Annotated in this window: 14 protein-coding genes; 11 read left to right on the top strand and 3 right to left on the bottom strand. The window is 64.5% G+C overall.

Annotated elements, in window-relative coordinates:
* The first annotated feature begins 15 nt into the window (after positions 1 to 15).
* The 4 genes from frc to THIARS_RS07355 all read left to right on the top strand — a co-directional run bounded on the left by frc (position 16) and on the right by THIARS_RS07355 (position 5887).
* Positions 16 to 1263 carry a formyl-CoA transferase gene (gene frc, locus THIARS_RS07370; protein ID WP_094160048.1) on the top strand — a complete coding sequence of 416 codons (1248 nt, stop codon included), beginning with the start codon at positions 16 to 18 and terminating at the stop codon, positions 1261 to 1263.
* A 61-nt stretch (positions 1264 to 1324) separates the two neighbouring features.
* Positions 1325 to 3541 carry an acetate--CoA ligase family protein gene (locus THIARS_RS07365; protein WP_094160047.1) on the top strand — a complete coding sequence of 739 codons (2217 nt, stop codon included), beginning with the start codon at positions 1325 to 1327 and terminating at the stop codon, positions 3539 to 3541.
* Between the two features lie 52 nt (positions 3542 to 3593).
* On the top strand, positions 3594 to 4580 hold the full coding sequence (locus tag THIARS_RS07360) for an NAD(P)H-quinone oxidoreductase (RefSeq protein ID WP_094160683.1): 987 nt from the start codon (positions 3594 to 3596) through the stop codon (positions 4578 to 4580).
* Between the two features lie 104 nt (positions 4581 to 4684).
* A complete protein-coding gene (locus THIARS_RS07355) occupies positions 4685 to 5887 on the top strand; it encodes an IS4 family transposase (RefSeq protein WP_094159105.1) in 1203 nt (400 codons plus the stop codon).
* A 190-nt stretch (positions 5888 to 6077) separates the two neighbouring features.
* Here the strand turns inward: THIARS_RS07355 and THIARS_RS07350 are convergent, their stop codons facing one another.
* The gene (locus THIARS_RS07350; protein WP_141202355.1) at positions 6078 to 6410 is read right to left on the bottom strand and encodes a LysR family transcriptional regulator; all 333 of its coding nucleotides are present in this window, start codon (positions 6408 to 6410) and stop codon (positions 6078 to 6080) included.
* A 118-nt stretch (positions 6411 to 6528) separates the two neighbouring features.
* The gene (locus tag THIARS_RS07345) at positions 6529 to 7455 is read right to left on the bottom strand and encodes a LysR family transcriptional regulator (protein ID WP_094160045.1); all 927 of its coding nucleotides are present in this window, start codon (positions 7453 to 7455) and stop codon (positions 6529 to 6531) included.
* A 367-nt stretch (positions 7456 to 7822) separates the two neighbouring features.
* Between THIARS_RS07345 and oxlT the strand changes: the two genes are divergently transcribed.
* From oxlT to THIARS_RS07315, 5 genes are all read left to right on the top strand, one after another.
* Complete coding sequence (gene oxlT, locus THIARS_RS07340; protein WP_094160044.1) at positions 7823 to 9160, top strand: oxalate/formate MFS antiporter; 1338 nt, start codon at positions 7823 to 7825, stop codon at positions 9158 to 9160.
* 211 nt (positions 9161 to 9371) lie between these two features.
* Complete coding sequence (sucC, locus tag THIARS_RS07335; RefSeq protein WP_094159005.1) at positions 9372 to 10532, top strand: ADP-forming succinate--CoA ligase subunit beta; 1161 nt, start codon at positions 9372 to 9374, stop codon at positions 10530 to 10532.
* A 144-nt stretch (positions 10533 to 10676) separates the two neighbouring features.
* Complete coding sequence (gene sucD, locus THIARS_RS07330; protein ID WP_094160043.1) at positions 10677 to 11591, top strand: succinate--CoA ligase subunit alpha; 915 nt, start codon at positions 10677 to 10679, stop codon at positions 11589 to 11591.
* Between the two features lie 189 nt (positions 11592 to 11780).
* Positions 11781 to 12755, top strand: coding sequence for a 2-dehydropantoate 2-reductase (locus THIARS_RS07325; protein ID WP_094160042.1), 975 nt, complete (start codon positions 11781 to 11783; stop codon positions 12753 to 12755).
* Positions 12756 to 13179: 424 nt separating this feature from the next.
* A complete protein-coding gene (locus THIARS_RS07315) occupies positions 13180 to 13899 on the top strand; it encodes a GntR family transcriptional regulator (RefSeq protein WP_094160040.1) in 720 nt (239 codons plus the stop codon).
* A gap of 62 nt (positions 13900 to 13961) precedes the next feature.
* Here the strand turns inward: THIARS_RS07315 and THIARS_RS07310 are convergent, their stop codons facing one another.
* Positions 13962 to 14252, bottom strand: a complete 291-nt coding sequence (locus THIARS_RS07310) for a hypothetical protein (RefSeq protein WP_094160039.1) — start codon at positions 14250 to 14252, stop codon at positions 13962 to 13964.
* A 481-nt stretch (positions 14253 to 14733) separates the two neighbouring features.
* On the opposite strand from THIARS_RS07310, the gene THIARS_RS07305 reads away from it, so the two are divergent.
* Positions 14734 to 16521, top strand: coding sequence for a sensor histidine kinase (locus THIARS_RS07305; RefSeq protein WP_094160038.1), 1788 nt, complete (start codon positions 14734 to 14736; stop codon positions 16519 to 16521).
* Entirely contained in the window at positions 16518 to 16964 is a 447-nt protein-coding gene (locus THIARS_RS07300) for a response regulator (RefSeq protein WP_094160037.1), read from the top strand. The genes THIARS_RS07305 and THIARS_RS07300 overlap by 4 nt, the downstream gene beginning before the upstream one ends.
* The last annotated feature ends 2 nt before the right edge of the window (positions 16965 to 16966 follow it).

The following is a 16966-nucleotide window of genomic DNA, read 5'->3' as shown; positions in this document are numbered from 1 at the left end:
ACAGGGAGAAGCCAGATGGGCAAGGCATTGGAAGGTGTACGCATTCTCGACTTCACGCATGTGCAATCCGGTCCGACCTGCACGCAGTTGCTGGCCTGGTTCGGTGCCGACGTCGTCAAGGTCGAGCGCGCGGGAGAAGGCGACATCACGCGCGGGCAGCTGCGCGACATCCCCGACGTGGACAGCCTGTATTTCACGATGCTCAACCACAACAAGCGGTCGATCACGATCAACACCAAGACCCCGCAGGGCAAGGAGGTCCTCGAGGCGCTGGTGCGCAAGTGCGACGTGCTGGTGGAGAACTTCGCCCCCGGCGCGCTGGACCGCATGGGGTTCACCTGGGAGCGCATCCAGCAGCTCAATCCACGCATGATCGTCGCCTCGATCAAGGGCTTCGGTCCCGGACCCTACGAGGATTGCAAGGTCTACGAGAACGTGGCGCAGTGCGCCGGCGGCGCCGCGTCGACCACGGGCTTCGACGACGGGCCGCCGCTGGTCACCGGCGCCCAGATCGGCGACAGCGGAACGGGCCTGCATCTGGCGCTGGGCATCGTGACCGCGCTCTATCAGCGGGTTCGCACCGGCCGCGGGCAGCGGGTGATGGCGGCCATGCAGGACGGGGTGCTCAACCTCTGCCGCGTCAAGCTGCGCGACCAGCAGCGGCTTGCGCGCAACGGCGTGCTGCAGGAATACCCGCAGTACCCCGACGGCCAGTTCGGCGAGGCGGTGCCGCGTGCCGGCAACGCCTCGGGCGGCGGCCAGCCCGGCTCGATCCTGAAGTGCAAGGGCTGGGAGCACGACCCCAACGCCTACATCTACTTCATCACCCAGGCGCCGGTGTGGCAGGCCATCTGCAAGGTCATCGGCAAGGAAGACTGGATCACCAACCCCGACTACGCAACGCCCGCCGCGCGGCTGCCGCGGCTGGCCGAAGTGTTCGCCACGATCGAGCAGTGGACCATGACCAAGACCAAGTTCGAGGCCATGGAGATCCTCAACCAGTACGACATCCCCTGCGGGCCGATCCTGTCGATGAAGGAAATCGCGGAAGACGAATCGCTGCGCAAGACCGGGACCATCGTCGAGGTGGACCATCCCAAGCGCGGCAAATACCTCTCGGTCGGCAATCCGATCAAGCTGTCGGACAGCCCGACCGAAGTCAGACGCTCGCCCCTGCTGGGCGAACACACCGACGACGTGATGGCCGAGCTGGGCTACACGCCGGCGCAGATCGCGGAAATGCGCGCGGCCGGCGTGATTTGACGGCGCGACAGGCGGCGCCCGCCGCGCGCGGGCCACGCCCCAACCAATACTGGAGACAACCATGGCATACGAGAAAACGGTAGAAGGGCAGATTCGGCGCGAGGCGAAGTCGGGCGGTGGCGGCTACGGGGGTTCGGCGCCGGCGAAGGCGGCCGGCGACAAGACTGCGGTGCGGCGCATTCTCGATCAGGTCAGGGCCGAGGGGCGCGACGCGCTGACCGCGCCCGAGGGCAAGCTGGTGTGCGACGCCTACGGCATCGCCGTGCCCAAGGAAGGCGTGGCCGCCACGGCGGCGGACGCGGCCAAGCTCGCGCAGGACATGGGTTTCCCGGTGGTGCTCAAAATCGTGTCCCCCGAAATCCTGCACAAGACCGAGGCGGGCGGCGTGCTGGTGGGGCTCAGGTCGGCGGCCGAGGTCGAGCGCGGCTTCGTCACCATCATGGCCAACGCGGCGAAGCACAACCCGCAGGCCCGCTTGCTCGGCGTGCAGGTGCAACAGATGATCGGCGGCGGGCAGGAGGTGATCATCGGCGCGGTGACCGACCCCTCCTTCGGCAAGTTGGTGGCCTTCGGCCTGGGCGGAATCCTGGTCGAGGTGCTCAAGGACGTCACATTCCGCCTGGCGCCGCTGGCGCAGGGCGAAGCCTTGTCCATGCTCGATAGCATCCAGGCCGCCGAAGTCCTCAAGGGCGTGCGCGGCGCCGAACCGGTCGATCGCGCCGCGCTGTCGGCGATGATCGAGCGCGTGTCGCAGCTGATTGCCGACTTCCCGGAAATCGCCGAGATGGACCTCAACCCCGTGTTCGCCAGCGCGAAAGGGGCGGTGGCGGCCGACGTGCGCATCGTGGTCGACTTCGCGCCGCAGCCCGAGCGCTTCCGCCCGAGCCAGGACGAGATCGTGCGCCAGATGAACCGCATCATGCGCCCAGCCACGGTGGCGGTCATCGGCGCCTCGTCGGAAGACCGCAAGATCGGCAACTCGGTCATGAAGAACCTGATCAACGGCGGCTACCAGGGCAAGATCTATCCGATCCATCCCAAGGCCGACGAGATCATGGGGTGCAAGGCCTACAAGAGCGTGCTCGACGTGCCCGGCGACATCGACGTCGCGGTGTTCGCCATTCCGGCCAAGCTCGTCGCCCAGGCTTTGGTCGAAGTCGGCAAAAAAGGCATTCCCGGCGCCGTGCTGATCCCCTCGGGATTCGCCGAAACCGGCAATGTCGAGGGACAGACCGAACTCGTGCGCATCGCGCGCCAGTACAACATCCGCCTCATGGGGCCGAACATCTACGGCTTCTACTACACGCCGAAGAACCTGTGCGCGACGTTCTGCACCGCCTACGACGTCAAGGGCAAGGCCGCGCTGTCGTCGCAGTCCGGCGGCATCGGCATGGCCATCATCGGCTTCTCGCGCTCGGCGGGCATGGGCGTCTCGGCCATCGTCGGGCTGGGCAACAAGTCCGACATCGACGAGGACGACCTGCTGACCTTCTTCGAGCAGGACGAGAACACCGAGATCATCGCCCAGCACTTCGAGGACCTGAAGGACGGGCGCTCCTTCGCCGAAGTGGCGCGGCGGGTGTCGAAGAAAAAACCCGTGGTGGTGCTCAAGGCAGGCCGCACCAGTCTGGGCGCGCGCGCGGCGAGTTCCCACACCGGCGCGCTGGCCGGCAACGACAAGATCTACGACGACGTGTTCAAACAGGCCGGCGTGATCCGCGCCCGTTCGCTGCGCGACCTGCTGGAATTCGCGCGCGGCATCCCCAAGCTGCCCACACCGCAGGGCGAGAACGTCGTCATCATCACCGGCGCGGGCGGCTCCGGCGTGCTGCTGTCGGACGCCTGCGTCGACAACGGCCTGTCGCTGATGACCATGCCGGCCGATCTCGACGCCGCCTTCCGCAAGTTCATCCCGCCGTTCGGCGCCGCCGGCAACCCGGTGGACATCACCGGGGGGGAGCCGCCGGCGACTTACGCCAACACTATACGGCTCGGACTGGAGGACCCGCGCATCCATGCCATCATCCTCGGCTACTGGCACACCATCATCACCCCGCCCATGGTGTTCGCGAAGCTGGTCATCGAGGTCAAGGAGGAGATGAAGGCCAAAGGCATCGAGAAGCCCATCGTCGCCTCGCTCGCCGGGGACGTCGAGGTGGAGGAAGCGGCCGAATACCTGTACCGGCACGGCGTTCCGTCGTATGCCTATTCGACCGAGATTCCCGTCGCGGTTCTTGGCGCGAAATACAAGTGGGCGCGCGGCGCCGGCCTGATCTGAGCCAGACCCGACCTCCAAGGGGAAACGCATGCCTGCAACCAGCCAGCCCGCCATGCGGGCCGTCGAGATCAGCCAGCCCGGCGGGCCGGATGTGCTGCGCATCGCCGAACGCCCCCGGCCCACGCCCGGGCCGGGCGAGGTCCTGATCGCGGTCGCCGCCGCCGGCATCAACCGGCCCGACGTCATGCAGCGCAAGGGCATCTATCCGCCCCCGCCCGGCGCATCCGACATCCCCGGCCTGGAGGTGGCCGGCCATGTGGTCGCGCAGGGCGAGGGCGTGCGCGAGCCCGCTCTCGGCGCGCAGGTCTGCGCCCTGGTGACGGGCGGGGGCTATGCGGAGTATTGCGTGGCTTCCGCCGCGCTTTGCCTGCCCATCCCGCGCGGCCTCGATGCAATCCAGGCCGCGTCGCTGCCGGAAACCTTGTTCACCGTGTGGAGCAATGTGTTCGAGCGGGCGAGACTGCAAAAGGGGGAATCGCTCCTGGTCCATGGCGGCTCGAGCGGCATCGGGGTGGCCGCCATCCAAATGGCCTCGGCCCTCGGCAGTCCCGTCTACGTCACCGCGGGCAGCGCGGAGAAATGCGCATTCTGCGAGCGGCTTGGCGCACGGCGCGCCCTCCACTATGCCGAGCAGGATTTCGTCGCCGTCCTTGGGGATCTCACCGGCGGAAGAGGCGTCGACGTGATTCTCGACATGGTGGGCGGCGATTACGTGCAGCGCAACCTGACCGCCCTGGCCGAGGACGGCCGCCTCGTCTACATCAACACCATGCGGGGCGCGCAGGCGCAGATCAATCTGCGCGACGTCATGGTCAAACGGCTGACGATCACGGGGTCGACCCTCCGCGCCCGCCCCCTGGCGGTCAAGGCGGCGATTGCAAATGCGCTACGCGAAACGATCTGGCCGCTGCTGGAATCCGGCCGCGTCAAGCCCGTCGTCCACCGCACCTTTGCCTTGTCGCAAGCGCATCAGGCCCATGCACTGATGGAGAGCAGCGCCCATCTCGGCAAAATCGTCTTGACCACGGCGACGGCTTGAAACGGCCGCCGCGGCCGCGTGTACCGGTCCTAATGGCAATACTGTTCAGATAGCAGGCAATCAGTCATAATTCATCCTCATCGAGGTGTCGATGAGGATGAGGCATGGCCAGGACACGCAAGGCGTTACCGGCCCAGGTTGACGTGGCACACCTGATCAGCGCGGGGGTTTTGGCCAGCGTTTGTCCGCGGGCGCTGATCGAGGAGGTGCTAAGCGAGACAGGCCGAGCAAGCCAGCGCGAGCGTCTTCTTCCAGCGCCGGCGGTGGTGTACTACGTGATGGCGTTGGCGCTGTGGCGGGAGGCGCCGCTGGAGGAGGTTCTGCGCGTCGTTTGCGAGGGCCTGCAATGGCTCGGCGATAGCCGGGCTGGTGCAGTCCAGGCCAGCAAGTCGGCGATTTCGCAGGCGCGCACGCGGCTCGGTGCCGAGGTCATGCATCAACTGGCTGATCGGGTGTTGCGGCCGCTTGCAGCGCCCGGGGCACCTGGAGCTTGGTATCGCGGGCTGCGCGTGATGGCTTTGGATGGCAGCGGCATGGACGTGGCGGACGAGGCGGCCAACGCCTCTTACTTCGGCTACCCGAGTGCCACACGCGGACAGAGCGCCTTTCCACAGGCCCGGCTGCTGGGCTTGGTCGAGTGCGGCACCCACGCCGTTGTGGCCGCCGACATCGGCCCCTACAGCCAGAGCGAACGCGTCATGGCGAGCCGACTGCTGCCCCAGAAGTTGACAGCAAACATGCTCGTGCTTGCCGACCGCGGCTTCTACGGATTCAAGCTCTGGCAGATCGCGTGCGCCACCGGTGCCAAACTGGCATGGCGAGTGCCGTCTACGAGCAAACTGCCGATTGAAAAAGCGCTGCCGGACGGCTCCTATCTCAGTACGGTGTTCGACAGCGACGATCGCAGGAGCGAGCGCGTCGGGCAAACGATTCGGATCGTCGAGTACCTGTTGACCAACTCCGCCACGCCAACACAGGACAGCTACCGATTGGTCACCAACATCCTGGATCCCGAGGATGCTCCGGCGCTCGAGCTGGCGGCGCTCTACCACGAACGCTGGGAAGTCGAGAGCGTCTTCGCCGAATTCAAGACGCACCTGCGAGCCAACAGCACCGTCCTGCGAAGCAAGACACCGGAACTGGTGAGGCAGGAACTTTGGGGACTGCTTCTGGCGCACTTCGCGATTCGCCAAATCATGGCGCAAGCCGCCTGGCCACGCGGACTCGATCCGGATCGCTTGAGCTTCACCCACGCAGTGCGAGTGATCAAGCGAAAAATGCCGCAGGCCGCGGCCATTCCCCCCTGAGCGACTGCCTTGCTGGCGCGACGCCTTGTTCGAGGAAATCGCCCGCGGTCGCTGCGTGAGCAGCCGAGGTCGGACCAACCCGCGCGGCGTCAAACGCAAAATGAGCAACTACAACCTCCGACATCGCGGAGAGGTACTCCATCAACACCATCAGCCAACACCAATCCTACGTATCTGAACAGTATTGGGGCTAATGGCTCTGCTGGCCATCCAGGCCCTGGCCGGCCACGCCCTCCTGCAAGCCGCGCTGGCGAAGGTAGGCGTTCTTGCGCTCGCAGATCAGTCCGCTCAGGAATTCCGCATCGTAGGCCTTGAGCAGATGCGGGTGATGCCGCCGAATGAATTCGGCCATGCGCGTTTGCTCGCACCGGGCGTCGCCCATGCTGCCCAGCGCCCCAGCGTCCCAGCGAAAGCGCAACCCGAGTTCGCTGAAGGCCGCGTTGTAGGCGCAGACCAAGATTTCCGCTGGCGCATCCGTCGGGCCGGATACCGCGCGATTGGGTGCTGCTTCGATCGTTTGCATGGCCAACTCCATCGGAAAAAGCTGTGACGTGCAATCGAGCTTAGTGGCTCCGATCGATTGATGATAGTTAAAGATTTTTTAGTAAATCATAATGAATACATTATGATTTACGGCCGGCTCACGCCACCCGGATGCCCGTCAGCGTCTGGATGAGTTCGGCGCCATCCTGCATCAAGAACCCCTTGAACGCCTCGGCCACTGGGGGCAGGCGCTTGTTCTTGCGGTGCACCAGATACCAGTTCAGCATCACCGGAAATCCCACGATGTCGAGCACCGCGAGTCTGCCCACTTCAAGTTCGAGGCTGACGGTATGCGCCGACAGATAGGCAATGCCCATGCCGGCAATGACGGCCTGCTTGATCGTTTCCGTGCTTTTGATCTCCATCGCGATCTTCAGATTGCGAATGCGCCCCGCCAAACCCTCCTCCATCGAGTTCCAAGTGTCCGAACCCTTCTCCCGCACGATGAACGACTCGTCGCTGAGTTCCTCGAGCGCCAGGCCGCGGCGTCCCACGAGCGGATGGCTGGGAGCCGCGACGATGACATACGGGTGCGGCGCGAACGGCAGGCTGACCGTGTCTCCCCCCTGAGGTGGACGGACCATCACGGCCAGATCGGTCAGATTGGCCGCCAACTGATGCAGCAATTCCTCGCGGTTGTAAACCGCCAGATTGAGACTCACACCTTGGTTACGGCGCAGGAATTCGGCCAGCAAGCGGGGAAAGAAATAATCCCCGGCGCTGATCACGGCGATATTCAGCACCCCCCCCGATACCCCCTTGAGTCTTGACATCGCCTCATCGGCCTCGTGAAATTGCTGGATGATGGCGCGGCTGTAGTGAAGCATTTCTACACCGGCCGGAGTTAAATAGATTTTCTTGCCCAATTGCTCGAACAACGGAAGGCCGACATGCCCTTCCAATTGGCGGACCTGCGTCGAAACCGCAGGTTGTGTGAGATGAAGCTCCTCGGCCGCACGTGAAAAACTCAACTGGCGCGCAACCACCTCGAAAACCTTGAGCTGACGCAGCGTGGCATTTTTCATGGCTTACATGGCTTGCAATCCATAGATGACCCGTAATGATCATAATAAAAAACTTTCACTATTGCTAATTCAACTTTAGACCTAGCATCAATCGCAGGTCGACATCCCATCGGGATCTCCACAAATCCGGGGAAACCCTGGCCGTGCGGTGACAGCGACCGATCCGATACATGATCCGACAACGATGCAACACCCACTTCAGTCGCCTCACGAGAAGCCCCGCGTCCTTGGCGGCGCCGATCGAATCCAAGCATTCATATCCATCGTGATATGAATATCTTTGCGATGACGCCTGGAAACCGGCGCGAAAGGAAAATCTCTCGCACACCACGAAGATCGATGTATCAAAACACTCAGGAGACAAGCGATGAAGCTAGAAAATCATGATGGCGGCGCCCAGCCAATTTCCGCAGAGCGCGAACATAATCGATGGTTTCAATTGATACTGGCGATCTTGTGCATGGGCCTGGTTGCCAATTTGCAGTACGCATGGACCCTTTTCGTATCCCCCATGCATACCGCGCACAACTGGAGCGTCGCGGATATTCAAGTTGCATTTTCGATTTTTGTGCTCACGGAAACCTGGCTGGTTCCACTGGAAGGGTGGATCGTCGATAAATTCGGCCCACGCCCGGTTGTCGCGGTGGGCGCGATTTGTGTTGGCCTGTCATGGGTCTTGAATTCCTATGCCGCATCGCTGCATGCCTTGTATTTTGCCGCCGTGATCGCCGGCATCGGCGTCGGATGCGTTTATGGGACCAGTGTCGGCATTGCGCTCAAATGGTTCCCGGATCGCCGTGGATTGGCCGCCGGCCTTGCTGCCGCGGGCTTTGGCGCGGGGGCGGCAGTCACGGTCATCCCGATTGCCAACATGATCCATACCGCGGGCTATGCGCATGCCTTCTTCTTTTTCGGCACCCTGCAGGGCATCGCGATTTTCATTCTCGCCATGCTGATGGTGAGGCCACAGCCGCGCAAGGGACTCGTCGCTCCGAAAGCGATTATGACGAGCCGCCATCATTACACCCCGGCGCAGATGGTGAGAACGCCCGTTTTCTGGGTGATGTACGCATGCTTTGTCGCGGTCGCGGCTGGCGGCTTGATCGCCACGGCGCAGATCGGACCGATCGCCAAGGATTATGGTTTTGCCAAGATGCCGATCACCCTTTTCGGCGCCACGCTGCCCCTGCTCACGATGACGCTATCGATCGATAATTTGTGCAACGGGTTTACGCGGCCGCTGAGCGGGTTTATCTCGGACAAAATCGGGCGTGAAAATACCATGCTCATCATCTTCATGGGTGAAGGCCTGGCGCTGCTCGGGCTGCGGGAGTTCGGCCACAATCCCTACGCCTTCATGGTGTTGGCGCCCATGGTCTTTCTCTGCTGGGGGGAAATCTTTTCGATCTTTCCCGCGCTCAACGCCGACACCTTCGGCGCGAAGTACGCAACGACCAACTCGGGCGTGCTCTACACCGCGAAGGGAACAGCCTCGCTGCTGGTTCCGCTGGCCAGCGTGCTGGCGGCCTATGCCAGCTGGAACGCGGTGTTCGTCGTCGCCGGGCTGGCGTCGATCATCGCCGCCCTGGCGGCCAAAATGGTGCTGGCCCCCATGCGCCGCCGCTGGATTGACGCACGTGAGAACGCCTCGCCCGAAGGCGACGCGCTGAATTTCCGCGATCTCCCCTTGCAAGCCGGCGAATAGCCACGCATGCCCGGGGGCCGGCACGGCAACGCGGCTGCCGGCCGGCCCTCCTCGCGGAGGTTCTCGGCCCGGCCGCGATCCGTGCCGGCCTCCCACTGTTTTACTGACTCCCGGCCGACGGCCAGCCCGCGGTCGTGTTGCGCTCGCTAGGTGCAGTCGGCGACAGGGTCGCCCGCGCGCGAGACCATTTCAACCCAACGGCACCATCACCATGAAGATTCACGAATACCAAGGCAAGGCGCTTTTGCGAGAGCGAGGGGTTCCTGTACCGCGCGGGGAGGCGGCGTACACGGTGGACGAGGCGGAGCACGCGGCGCGAGAGCTGGGCGGGCCGGTGTGGGTGGTCAAGGCGCAGATTCATGCGGGCGGGCGCGGCAAGGGCGGGGGCGTCAAGCTGGCGCGCTCGGTGGACGAGGTGCGCACGCTGGCCGGGCAGATGCTTGGCATGCAACTGGTGACGCACCAGACCGGCCCCGGCGGGCAGACCGTGCGGCGGCTGCTCATCGAAGAAGGCGCCGACATTCGCCAGGAGTACTACGCCGGGCTGGTGATCGACCGCGCCGCGCAATGCGTGGTCGTCATGGCCTCCAGCGAAGGCGGCATGGACATCGAAGACGTGGCCGCCCACACCCCCGAGAAGATCCACAAAGTCTGGGTCGACCCCCTGGGCGGGCTGCCCGAGGCCGACGCGCTGGCCCTGTGCGCCAAGATCGGCCTGCCCGAGGCCAGCCGGGCCCAGGGCGCCGCCGCCCTGCAAGGGCTGTACCGCGCCTTCTGGGACAACGACGCCTCGCTGGCCGAGATCAACCCCCTCATCGTGCAAGGCGACGGCAGCGTCAAGGCGCTGGACGCCAAGTTCAACTTCGACGACAACGCCCTGTTCCGCCACCCCGAGCTCGTGGCCCTGCGCGACCTCGACGAAGAAGACCCCGCCGAGATCGAAGCCTCCAAGCACGACCTGTCGTACATCCAGCTCGACGGCAACATCGCCTGCCTGGTCAACGGCGCCGGCCTGGCCATGGCCACCATGGACACCATCAAGCTGTTCGGCGGCGAGCCCGCCAACTTCCTCGACGTCGGCGGCGGCGCCACCGCCGAGAAGGTCACCGCCGCGTTCAAGATCATGCTGCACAACCCCCAGGTCAAAGCCATCCTGGTCAACATCTTCGGCGGCATCATGCGCTGCGACGTCATCGCCGAGGGGCTCATCGCCGCCAGCCGGGCCGTGGCCCTGAACGTGCCCCTGGTGGTGCGCATGAAAGGCACCAACGAAGACCTGGGCAAGCGCATGCTGGCCGACTCCGGGCTGCCCATCATCAGCGCCGAGACCCTGGCCGAAGCCGCCCAGAAAGTCGTCACCGCCGCGGCCTGAGCCCACATCCCCTCCGCAGTCTTTGACCCCTCATCCACATCATTCGCAAAAAGCGCAGGGCCGCCCCAAGCTTTTTGCGCTGGCCAAGCCGGCGCAAAGTATCGCAGGAGCGCAGCGACTGAAACTTTGCGACGAAAGGCTTGTATGTCCATCCTCATCGACCAGCACACCAAAGTCATCACCCAGGGCATCACCGGCAAGACCGGCCAGTTCCACACCCGCATGTGCCGCGACTACGCCCACGGGCGCGCCGCCTTCGTCGCCGGGGTCAACCCCAAGAAGGCCGGGGAGGACTTCGAGGGCATCCCCATCCACGCCAGCGTGGCCGAAGCCCGTGCGGCCACCGGGGCCACCGTCTCCGTCATCTACGTGCCGCCCCCCGGCGCGGCCGCGGCGATCTGGGAGGCGGTGCAGGCCGACCTGGACCTGGTCATCTGCATCACCGAGGGCATTCCGGTGCGCGACATGATGGAAGTGCGCGCCAGGATGCGCGCCAAGGAGGCCGCCGGCGGCAAGAAGACCCTGCTGCTGGGGCCGAACTGCCCGGGGCTGATCACGCCCGGGGAAATCAAGATCGGCATCATGCCCGGGCACATCCACCGCAAGGGGCGCATCGGCATCGTCTCGCGCTCGGGCACGCTGACCTACGAGGCGGTGGGCCAGGTCACCGAGCTGGGGCTGGGGCAAAGCAGCGCGGTGGGCATCGGCGGCGACCCCATCAACGGCCTCAAGCACATCGACGTGCTCAAGCTGTTCAACGACGACCCCGACACCGACGGGGTGATCATGATCGGCGAGATCGGCGGCCCCGACGAGGCCGAGGCGGCGCGCTGGGCCAAGGAGCACATGACCAAGCCCATCGTGGGCTTCATCGCCGGCGTCACCGCCCCGCCGGGCAAGCGCATGGGCCATGCCGGCGCCCTCATCTCGGGCGGCGCCGACACCGCCGAGGCCAAGCTCGAGGTCATGCACGCCTGCGGCTTCACCGTCACCCGAAACCCCTCCGAAATGGGCAAACTCATCCAGAAAAAATTGGGCGCGGTCTTTGCCCCCGCCTGATGGCGAATAGCGATGCGCAGCGCCGGAACTGACGACCCCGCCGCTGTCGGCGCGCCAGCGGGCGGTCCCTCGAACGCGGGGCCGCCGCCCTGCGCTGCATCTGCCCTCCCCTGGGGGTCAGAAAACTTGAAAGCGGCCCGCCATTTCCTCGAGGCGCCGCAGGATGCCATGCGACCCTAGGAGCCGAACATGAAAATCTGCATTTTTGGTGCTGGAGCCATCGGTGGGCTCATCGGCGGGCAACTCGCCCGCGCCGGCGTGGATGTGAGCTTCGTCGCCAGGGGGCCACATCTGCAAGCCATGCAGGCGCACGGCTTGCGCCTGCGCATCGACGGCGCTGAGCATGTGGTCCGGGTTCCATGCACGTCGAATCCCGCGGAACTGGGGCCGCAGGATTATGTCTTCATCACCCTGAAGGCGCATTCCGTGCCCGGCGCGGTTGAATCCATGCGTCCGCTGCTGCACGCCGACACGGCCGTGATCACCGGCGTGAACGGCCTGCCTTACTGGTATTTCCACCACCATGGCGCGGACTACGCCGGCACCATCCTCAACAGCGTCGATCCCGGAGGGCTGCAGTGGCGCGTGCTGGGCCCGGAGCGGGGCATTGGCTGCGTGTTGTACCCGGCTGCCGACCTCGTGGCCCCCGGCGTGGTGGAGCACGCCTATGGCAAGAAATTCCCGCTCGGCGAACCCAGCGGGCAACCCACCACGCGCATCCAGCGCCTGCACGAGGCCATGACCGCGGCGGGGTTCGAGGCACCGATCCGCGCCGACATCCGCGACGAGATCTGGCTCAAGCTGTGGGGCAATCTATGCCTCAACCCCATCAGTGCCCTCACGCATGCGACCCTGGACGTCATCGTCGCCGATCCCGCCGTGCGATCGCTGGCACGCGGCATGATGCAGGAGGCGCAAATCATTGCGGAACGTCTCGGCGTGCGCTTTCGGGTCGGCATCGAGCGGCGCCTCGACGGCGCGGGTGCCATCGTCGGCCACAAGACATCCATGCTGCAGGATCTGGAGCAGCGCCGGCCGATGGAAATCGACCCGCTGCTTGGCGTGATCCAGGAGTTGGGGCAGCTGACCGGCCAGCCCACACCGCTGGTCGACGCCGTGCTCGCGCTCATCAGGCTCAGGGAAAAAACCGCCTTGCAAGCCTGAATTCCCCCCGCAGTGCGGCTGCGGGGCGCATCCAACCGCATCTTCATCAACGCGGCGCCAAGCTGCGGTGCGCGGCTGCGCGCCTGCCGGCAAGCCATTGTGTCCGGCAGGAAGCGGAAGCTCGCCAAGGCTCGTTGTTTTTTGTATACTGTATCAAGGATACATTGAAATTTTGTTGCAGTGCAGCGTAAAATGAGAACTCCTCAGCAAACTTTGCATCGCGCAAACTGGAGTTGTCATGGATGCCTCAACGTTGTTCATCTACGCCATCGAGTTGATCGCCGCGGGTTGCGCCGCGACATTTTTGATCGCGGACAGCCTGCCGCTGCGGGCGGACGAAGCCCCCAAGGGCGCTGCCGCACCCAGCGGTGGCGCCACACAGGCGGCTGGCCGAAGCGTTTGCAAACACAGCACGGGTCCATGAATGTCCATCGCCACACCATCTGAAGCACGCGCCGGCGCACTGACCTTGTCATTGCAGCCGATCCACGCGGTAGCCAGCTTGCGCGACCAGGCCTATGCCATGCTGCGCCAGGCCATTGCCGACGCCGACATCTACCAATCCCGCGAGGAAATCCGCCTCGATGAACGCGTCCTCAGCGAAGCGCTGGGCGTGAGCCGCACCCCGATCCGGGAGGCCATGACCCTGCTCGAACAAGAGGGGTTCCTGCGCATGGTGCCGCGCCGCGGCATCTACATCGTGCGCAAGACCAAGCGCGAGATCGTCGAGATGATCCAGATGTGGGCCGCGCTGGAAAGCATGGCGGCCCGGCTGGCCACGACCCAGGCCAGCGACGAGGAGATCCGGGCCCTGCGGCATATGTTCGACAACTTCCGCGATACGACGCCGGCCGAGCACATCCAGGAATATTCGGACGCCAACATCGCGTTTCACCAGGCGATCGTGCAGTTGTCCAAGTCGCAGGTCATCATGGAGACGATCAAGAACATCTTCATCCATGTTCGCGCCATCCGGCGCATGACCATTTCACAAAGCGACCGCGCCTCGCGCTCGATCGCCGACCATCTGCGCATCATCGAGGCGCTCGAGCAACGCGACACCGAACTGGCGGAGAAACTGGTTCGCCAGCATTCGCTCGACCTGGCCGACTACGTCCAGGCCCACTGCGAGTTCCTGGATTAGGGCCTGTTCACGCTATTTCTGCGCCCGCGCCGGCCCATTGCGGACAACGCCGTCGCCCGACCTCACTGCTTCTGGCCCTTGACCGCATGCCAGAACGCCTGGCCGCCCTTCTTCGCGGCGTGGCCGACTTCCAAGCCGACCTTCTTGCCCGCATGTCCGACGGCCAGGCCGACTTTCTTCCCCTCCTGGCCAATTTTCCGGGCGGTAGACCCCACGGCGGACCCCACCTGACTGGCGTCCTTGGAAAGGCTGCTGTCGGCCGCCTGCGCGGGCGACAGCAGCAGGACCGAGAGCGCGAAGAGCCCGGCGCCAACCCGGGCGGATACGGCGAGCGTGCTGACCTGTCGGTTCATGGCTTGACTCCTTATCGCGTGGTGTTCGGCATCGCGGCTGGGAGCCGAACTCCCAGCCCCATGCTGGAAGGGTCATTTTGACACGCCGCGGCCTCCCGCGCCCCGCGCCAGGCTGTCAACCATGCCCGGCATGCGGCCGATTCCCATGGCCCATCCGGCGTTGGCGGATCATGCTGCGCAGGCGCTCCAAACCCATGCGCGAAAAATCGCATAAATCGCGCCGAACGGTTCATTTTGTTACCAATCCTCGGCTTGCCGTCCATTGATCCCAACAATCTTGCCTGCGATACTTACCTATACAAGTATCCATATAAATCGATTTGGAAACTGCGGTTGTGCGGGAACTCCGGTGTGTTGCGAAGCACCGAGTCTGCCGACCCCAGGTTTGCCGATGGTGACCAGGATCAGCGGCGTGAGGAGGCTTGACCCCAGCGAACGGAAGCGTTGAGACAGCACATCGGCTGAACTTGGGGAGGGTGAAATGCACCGATTCGAGCGGGAAACGCTCACCGTCTATGGGCTCGCTGCGGCACTCATTCTGATGATGGCCAGCGCCTCCATTGCCTACCGCAGCGTCGACCGTTTCGCCGCGCGCGCGGCTCTGGTGCAGCATTCCCACATCGTCATCAACCAGACCAATGTGCTGCTGTCGGAACTGAAGGACGCGGAAACGGGTTCGCGCGGTTATCTCCTCACCCGCGACAAACGGTTTCTCAAGCCGTACGGACAAGCCGTTCGCGTGCTGCCCGCGCAGCTTCAAACGCTCAAGGCGCTGACGCGCGACAACGCCGGCCAACAACAGGCCATTGCGGTTCTCGGCCGGCTGACCGCGCAGCAACTGGCGATCCTGCGGGAGGGCATCGCCCTGGAGCCGCAAATCGACCATGACCGCAACGCCAAGGTCATGGCCATCGCGCTGCAGGGCAAACGGGTGATGGACGAGATACGCGCCGTCGTCGGCCATATGGCGGCCGGCGAAGAGCAGATCCTGAGGCGGCGGACCGCGGCGGAAAACTCCGACTCCCACCGCACCAAACGATGGGTCGTTCTGGGCAGCCTGGCCGCCATTGCGCTGCTGCTCGCCGCTTTCTGGGCCCTGCACCACGAAATCCGGAAACGCAGGGCGGCGCAGGAACAGGCCGAAAAAACGGCGCTGGAATTGGCCGACCTCTACAACAACGCGCCCTGCGCCTATCACTCGGTCGACGCGCAGGGCGTGATCACGCGGATCAACGACACCGAACTGGCCTGGCTGGGCTATACGCGCGACGAAATCGTCGGCAAGATGCGCCACCCGGACCTGATGACGCCGGAAAGCGCCGAGCGCTACCGCCAGACCGTGTTCCCGCTGTTCCAGGAACAAGGCTGGTTGAAGGACGTCGAATTCGAGTATGTGCGCAAGGACGGCAGCATTCTGTGCGGCGCGCTCAACGCCACCGTGGTCCGCGACGCGCAAGGCCGTTACGTGACAAGCCGCACCAGCCTGTACGACATCACGGACCGCAAGCAGACCGAGTTGCGCATTCGCCAACTCAATGCGCAACTCGACCAGCGCGCCGCAGAGTTGGAAATGACCAACAAGGAACTCGAGAGCTTCAGCTACTCGGTGTCGCACGACCTGCGCTCTCCCCTGCGGGCGATCGATGGCTTCTCCCGCATGTTGGAGGAAGACTACGCCGACCGGCTCGACGACGAAGGACGGCGCATCTTGCAGGTCATCCGCGACAACAGCAAGAAGATGGGGCAGTTGATCGACGACCTGCTGGCCTTCTCCCGGCTTGGGCGCAAGCCGATCGAGGCGGCGCTGATCGATATGGATGCCCTGGTCGACGAGGTGTGGTCACAGGCCTGCGCGGAAGCGCGCGGCGGCGCCCGGGATGCCGTGCCGCGCCTGCGCCGGGAACCGCTGCCGGCGGCCTGGGGCGACGCCGCGATGATCCGCCAGGTCCTGGCCAACCTCGTCTCGAATGCCATCAAGTACAGCAGCCGCCAGGCCGAACCGGTGGTGGAGATCAGCGGTTCGCAGGAAGGGACGGAAACGCTTTACCAAGTCCGCGACAACGGCGTGGGTTTCGATATGCAGTATTACAACAAACTCTTCCGCGTCTTCCAGCGCTTGCACGGCGCCGACGAATTCCCCGGCACCGGCGTCGGGCTGGCCATCGTGCAGCGCGTCGTGGTCCGCCACGGCGGACGGGTCTGGGCGCAGAGCGAGCCGGGTGTCGGAAGCATCTTCACGTTCAGTTTGCCCAAGAAGGAGACGACATGAACCCAGTGCAGCCCATCGAGGTCCTGCTGGCGGAGGACACGGCGACCGACGCCGAAATGACGCTGCGCGCCTTGAAGAAAGTGGGCGTCATCAACCGCATCATCTGGGTGAAGGATGGCGAGGAGGCGCTGGATTACGTGTTCCGCAACGGCGCCTATGCCGAGCGGCCCGCCGTGGAGCCCAAGCTCATTCTGCTGGACCTGAAAATGCCGAAGGTCGATGGCATCGAGGTGCTGCGCCGCCTCAAGCAGACCGAGCGCACACGCTCGATCCCCGTGGTCATGCTGACGTCCAGCGCCGAGGAGCGGGACATGATCCAAAGCTACCAGTTCGGCGTCAACAGCTATATCGTCAAGCCCGTCGAGTTCGACAAATTCGTCGAGGAGGTCTCCAAGGTCGGCTTCTACTGGGCCATCGTCAACCGGCTTCCGGGCTGCGAGTGAGG

Origin of the sequence: Thiomonas delicata (assembly GCF_900088825.1) — a bacterium.
GTDB lineage: Bacteria > Pseudomonadota > Gammaproteobacteria > Burkholderiales > Burkholderiaceae_C > Thiomonas_A > Thiomonas_A delicata.
This window is presented reverse-complemented; position numbering and strand designations above follow the sequence as displayed.

Bases quoted from the DNA above. Each gene is read 5' to 3' on its own strand.
- THIARS_RS07305 (WP_094160038.1), top strand. From the start codon at position 14,734: ATGCACCGATTCGAGCGGGAAACGCTCACCGTCTATGGGCTCGCTGCG.
- THIARS_RS07365 (WP_094160047.1), top strand. From the start codon at position 1,325: ATGGCATACGAGAAAACGGTAGAAGGGCAGATTCGGCGCGAGGCGAAG.
- THIARS_RS07300 (WP_094160037.1), top strand. From the start codon at position 16,518: ATGAACCCAGTGCAGCCCATCGAGGTCCTGCTGGCGGAGGACACGGCG.
- THIARS_RS07355 (WP_094159105.1), top strand. From the start codon at position 4,685: ATGGCCAGGACACGCAAGGCGTTACCGGCCCAGGTTGACGTGGCACAC.
- THIARS_RS07345 (WP_094160045.1), bottom strand. From the start codon at position 7,455: ATGAAAAATGCCACGCTGCGTCAGCTCAAGGTTTTCGAGGTGGTTGCG.
- THIARS_RS07310 (WP_094160039.1), bottom strand. From the start codon at position 14,252: ATGAACCGACAGGTCAGCACGCTCGCCGTATCCGCCCGGGTTGGCGCC.
- THIARS_RS07325 (WP_094160042.1), top strand. From the start codon at position 11,781: ATGAAAATCTGCATTTTTGGTGCTGGAGCCATCGGTGGGCTCATCGGC.
- sucD (WP_094160043.1), top strand. From the start codon at position 10,677: ATGTCCATCCTCATCGACCAGCACACCAAAGTCATCACCCAGGGCATC.
- THIARS_RS07350 (WP_141202355.1), bottom strand. From the start codon at position 6,410: ATGCAAACGATCGAAGCAGCACCCAATCGCGCGGTATCCGGCCCGACG.
- THIARS_RS07360 (WP_094160683.1), top strand. From the start codon at position 3,594: ATGCGGGCCGTCGAGATCAGCCAGCCCGGCGGGCCGGATGTGCTGCGC.
- oxlT (WP_094160044.1), top strand. From the start codon at position 7,823: ATGAAGCTAGAAAATCATGATGGCGGCGCCCAGCCAATTTCCGCAGAG.
- frc (WP_094160048.1), top strand. From the start codon at position 16: ATGGGCAAGGCATTGGAAGGTGTACGCATTCTCGACTTCACGCATGTG.
- sucC (WP_094159005.1), top strand. From the start codon at position 9,372: ATGAAGATTCACGAATACCAAGGCAAGGCGCTTTTGCGAGAGCGAGGG.
- THIARS_RS07315 (WP_094160040.1), top strand. From the start codon at position 13,180: ATGTCCATCGCCACACCATCTGAAGCACGCGCCGGCGCACTGACCTTG.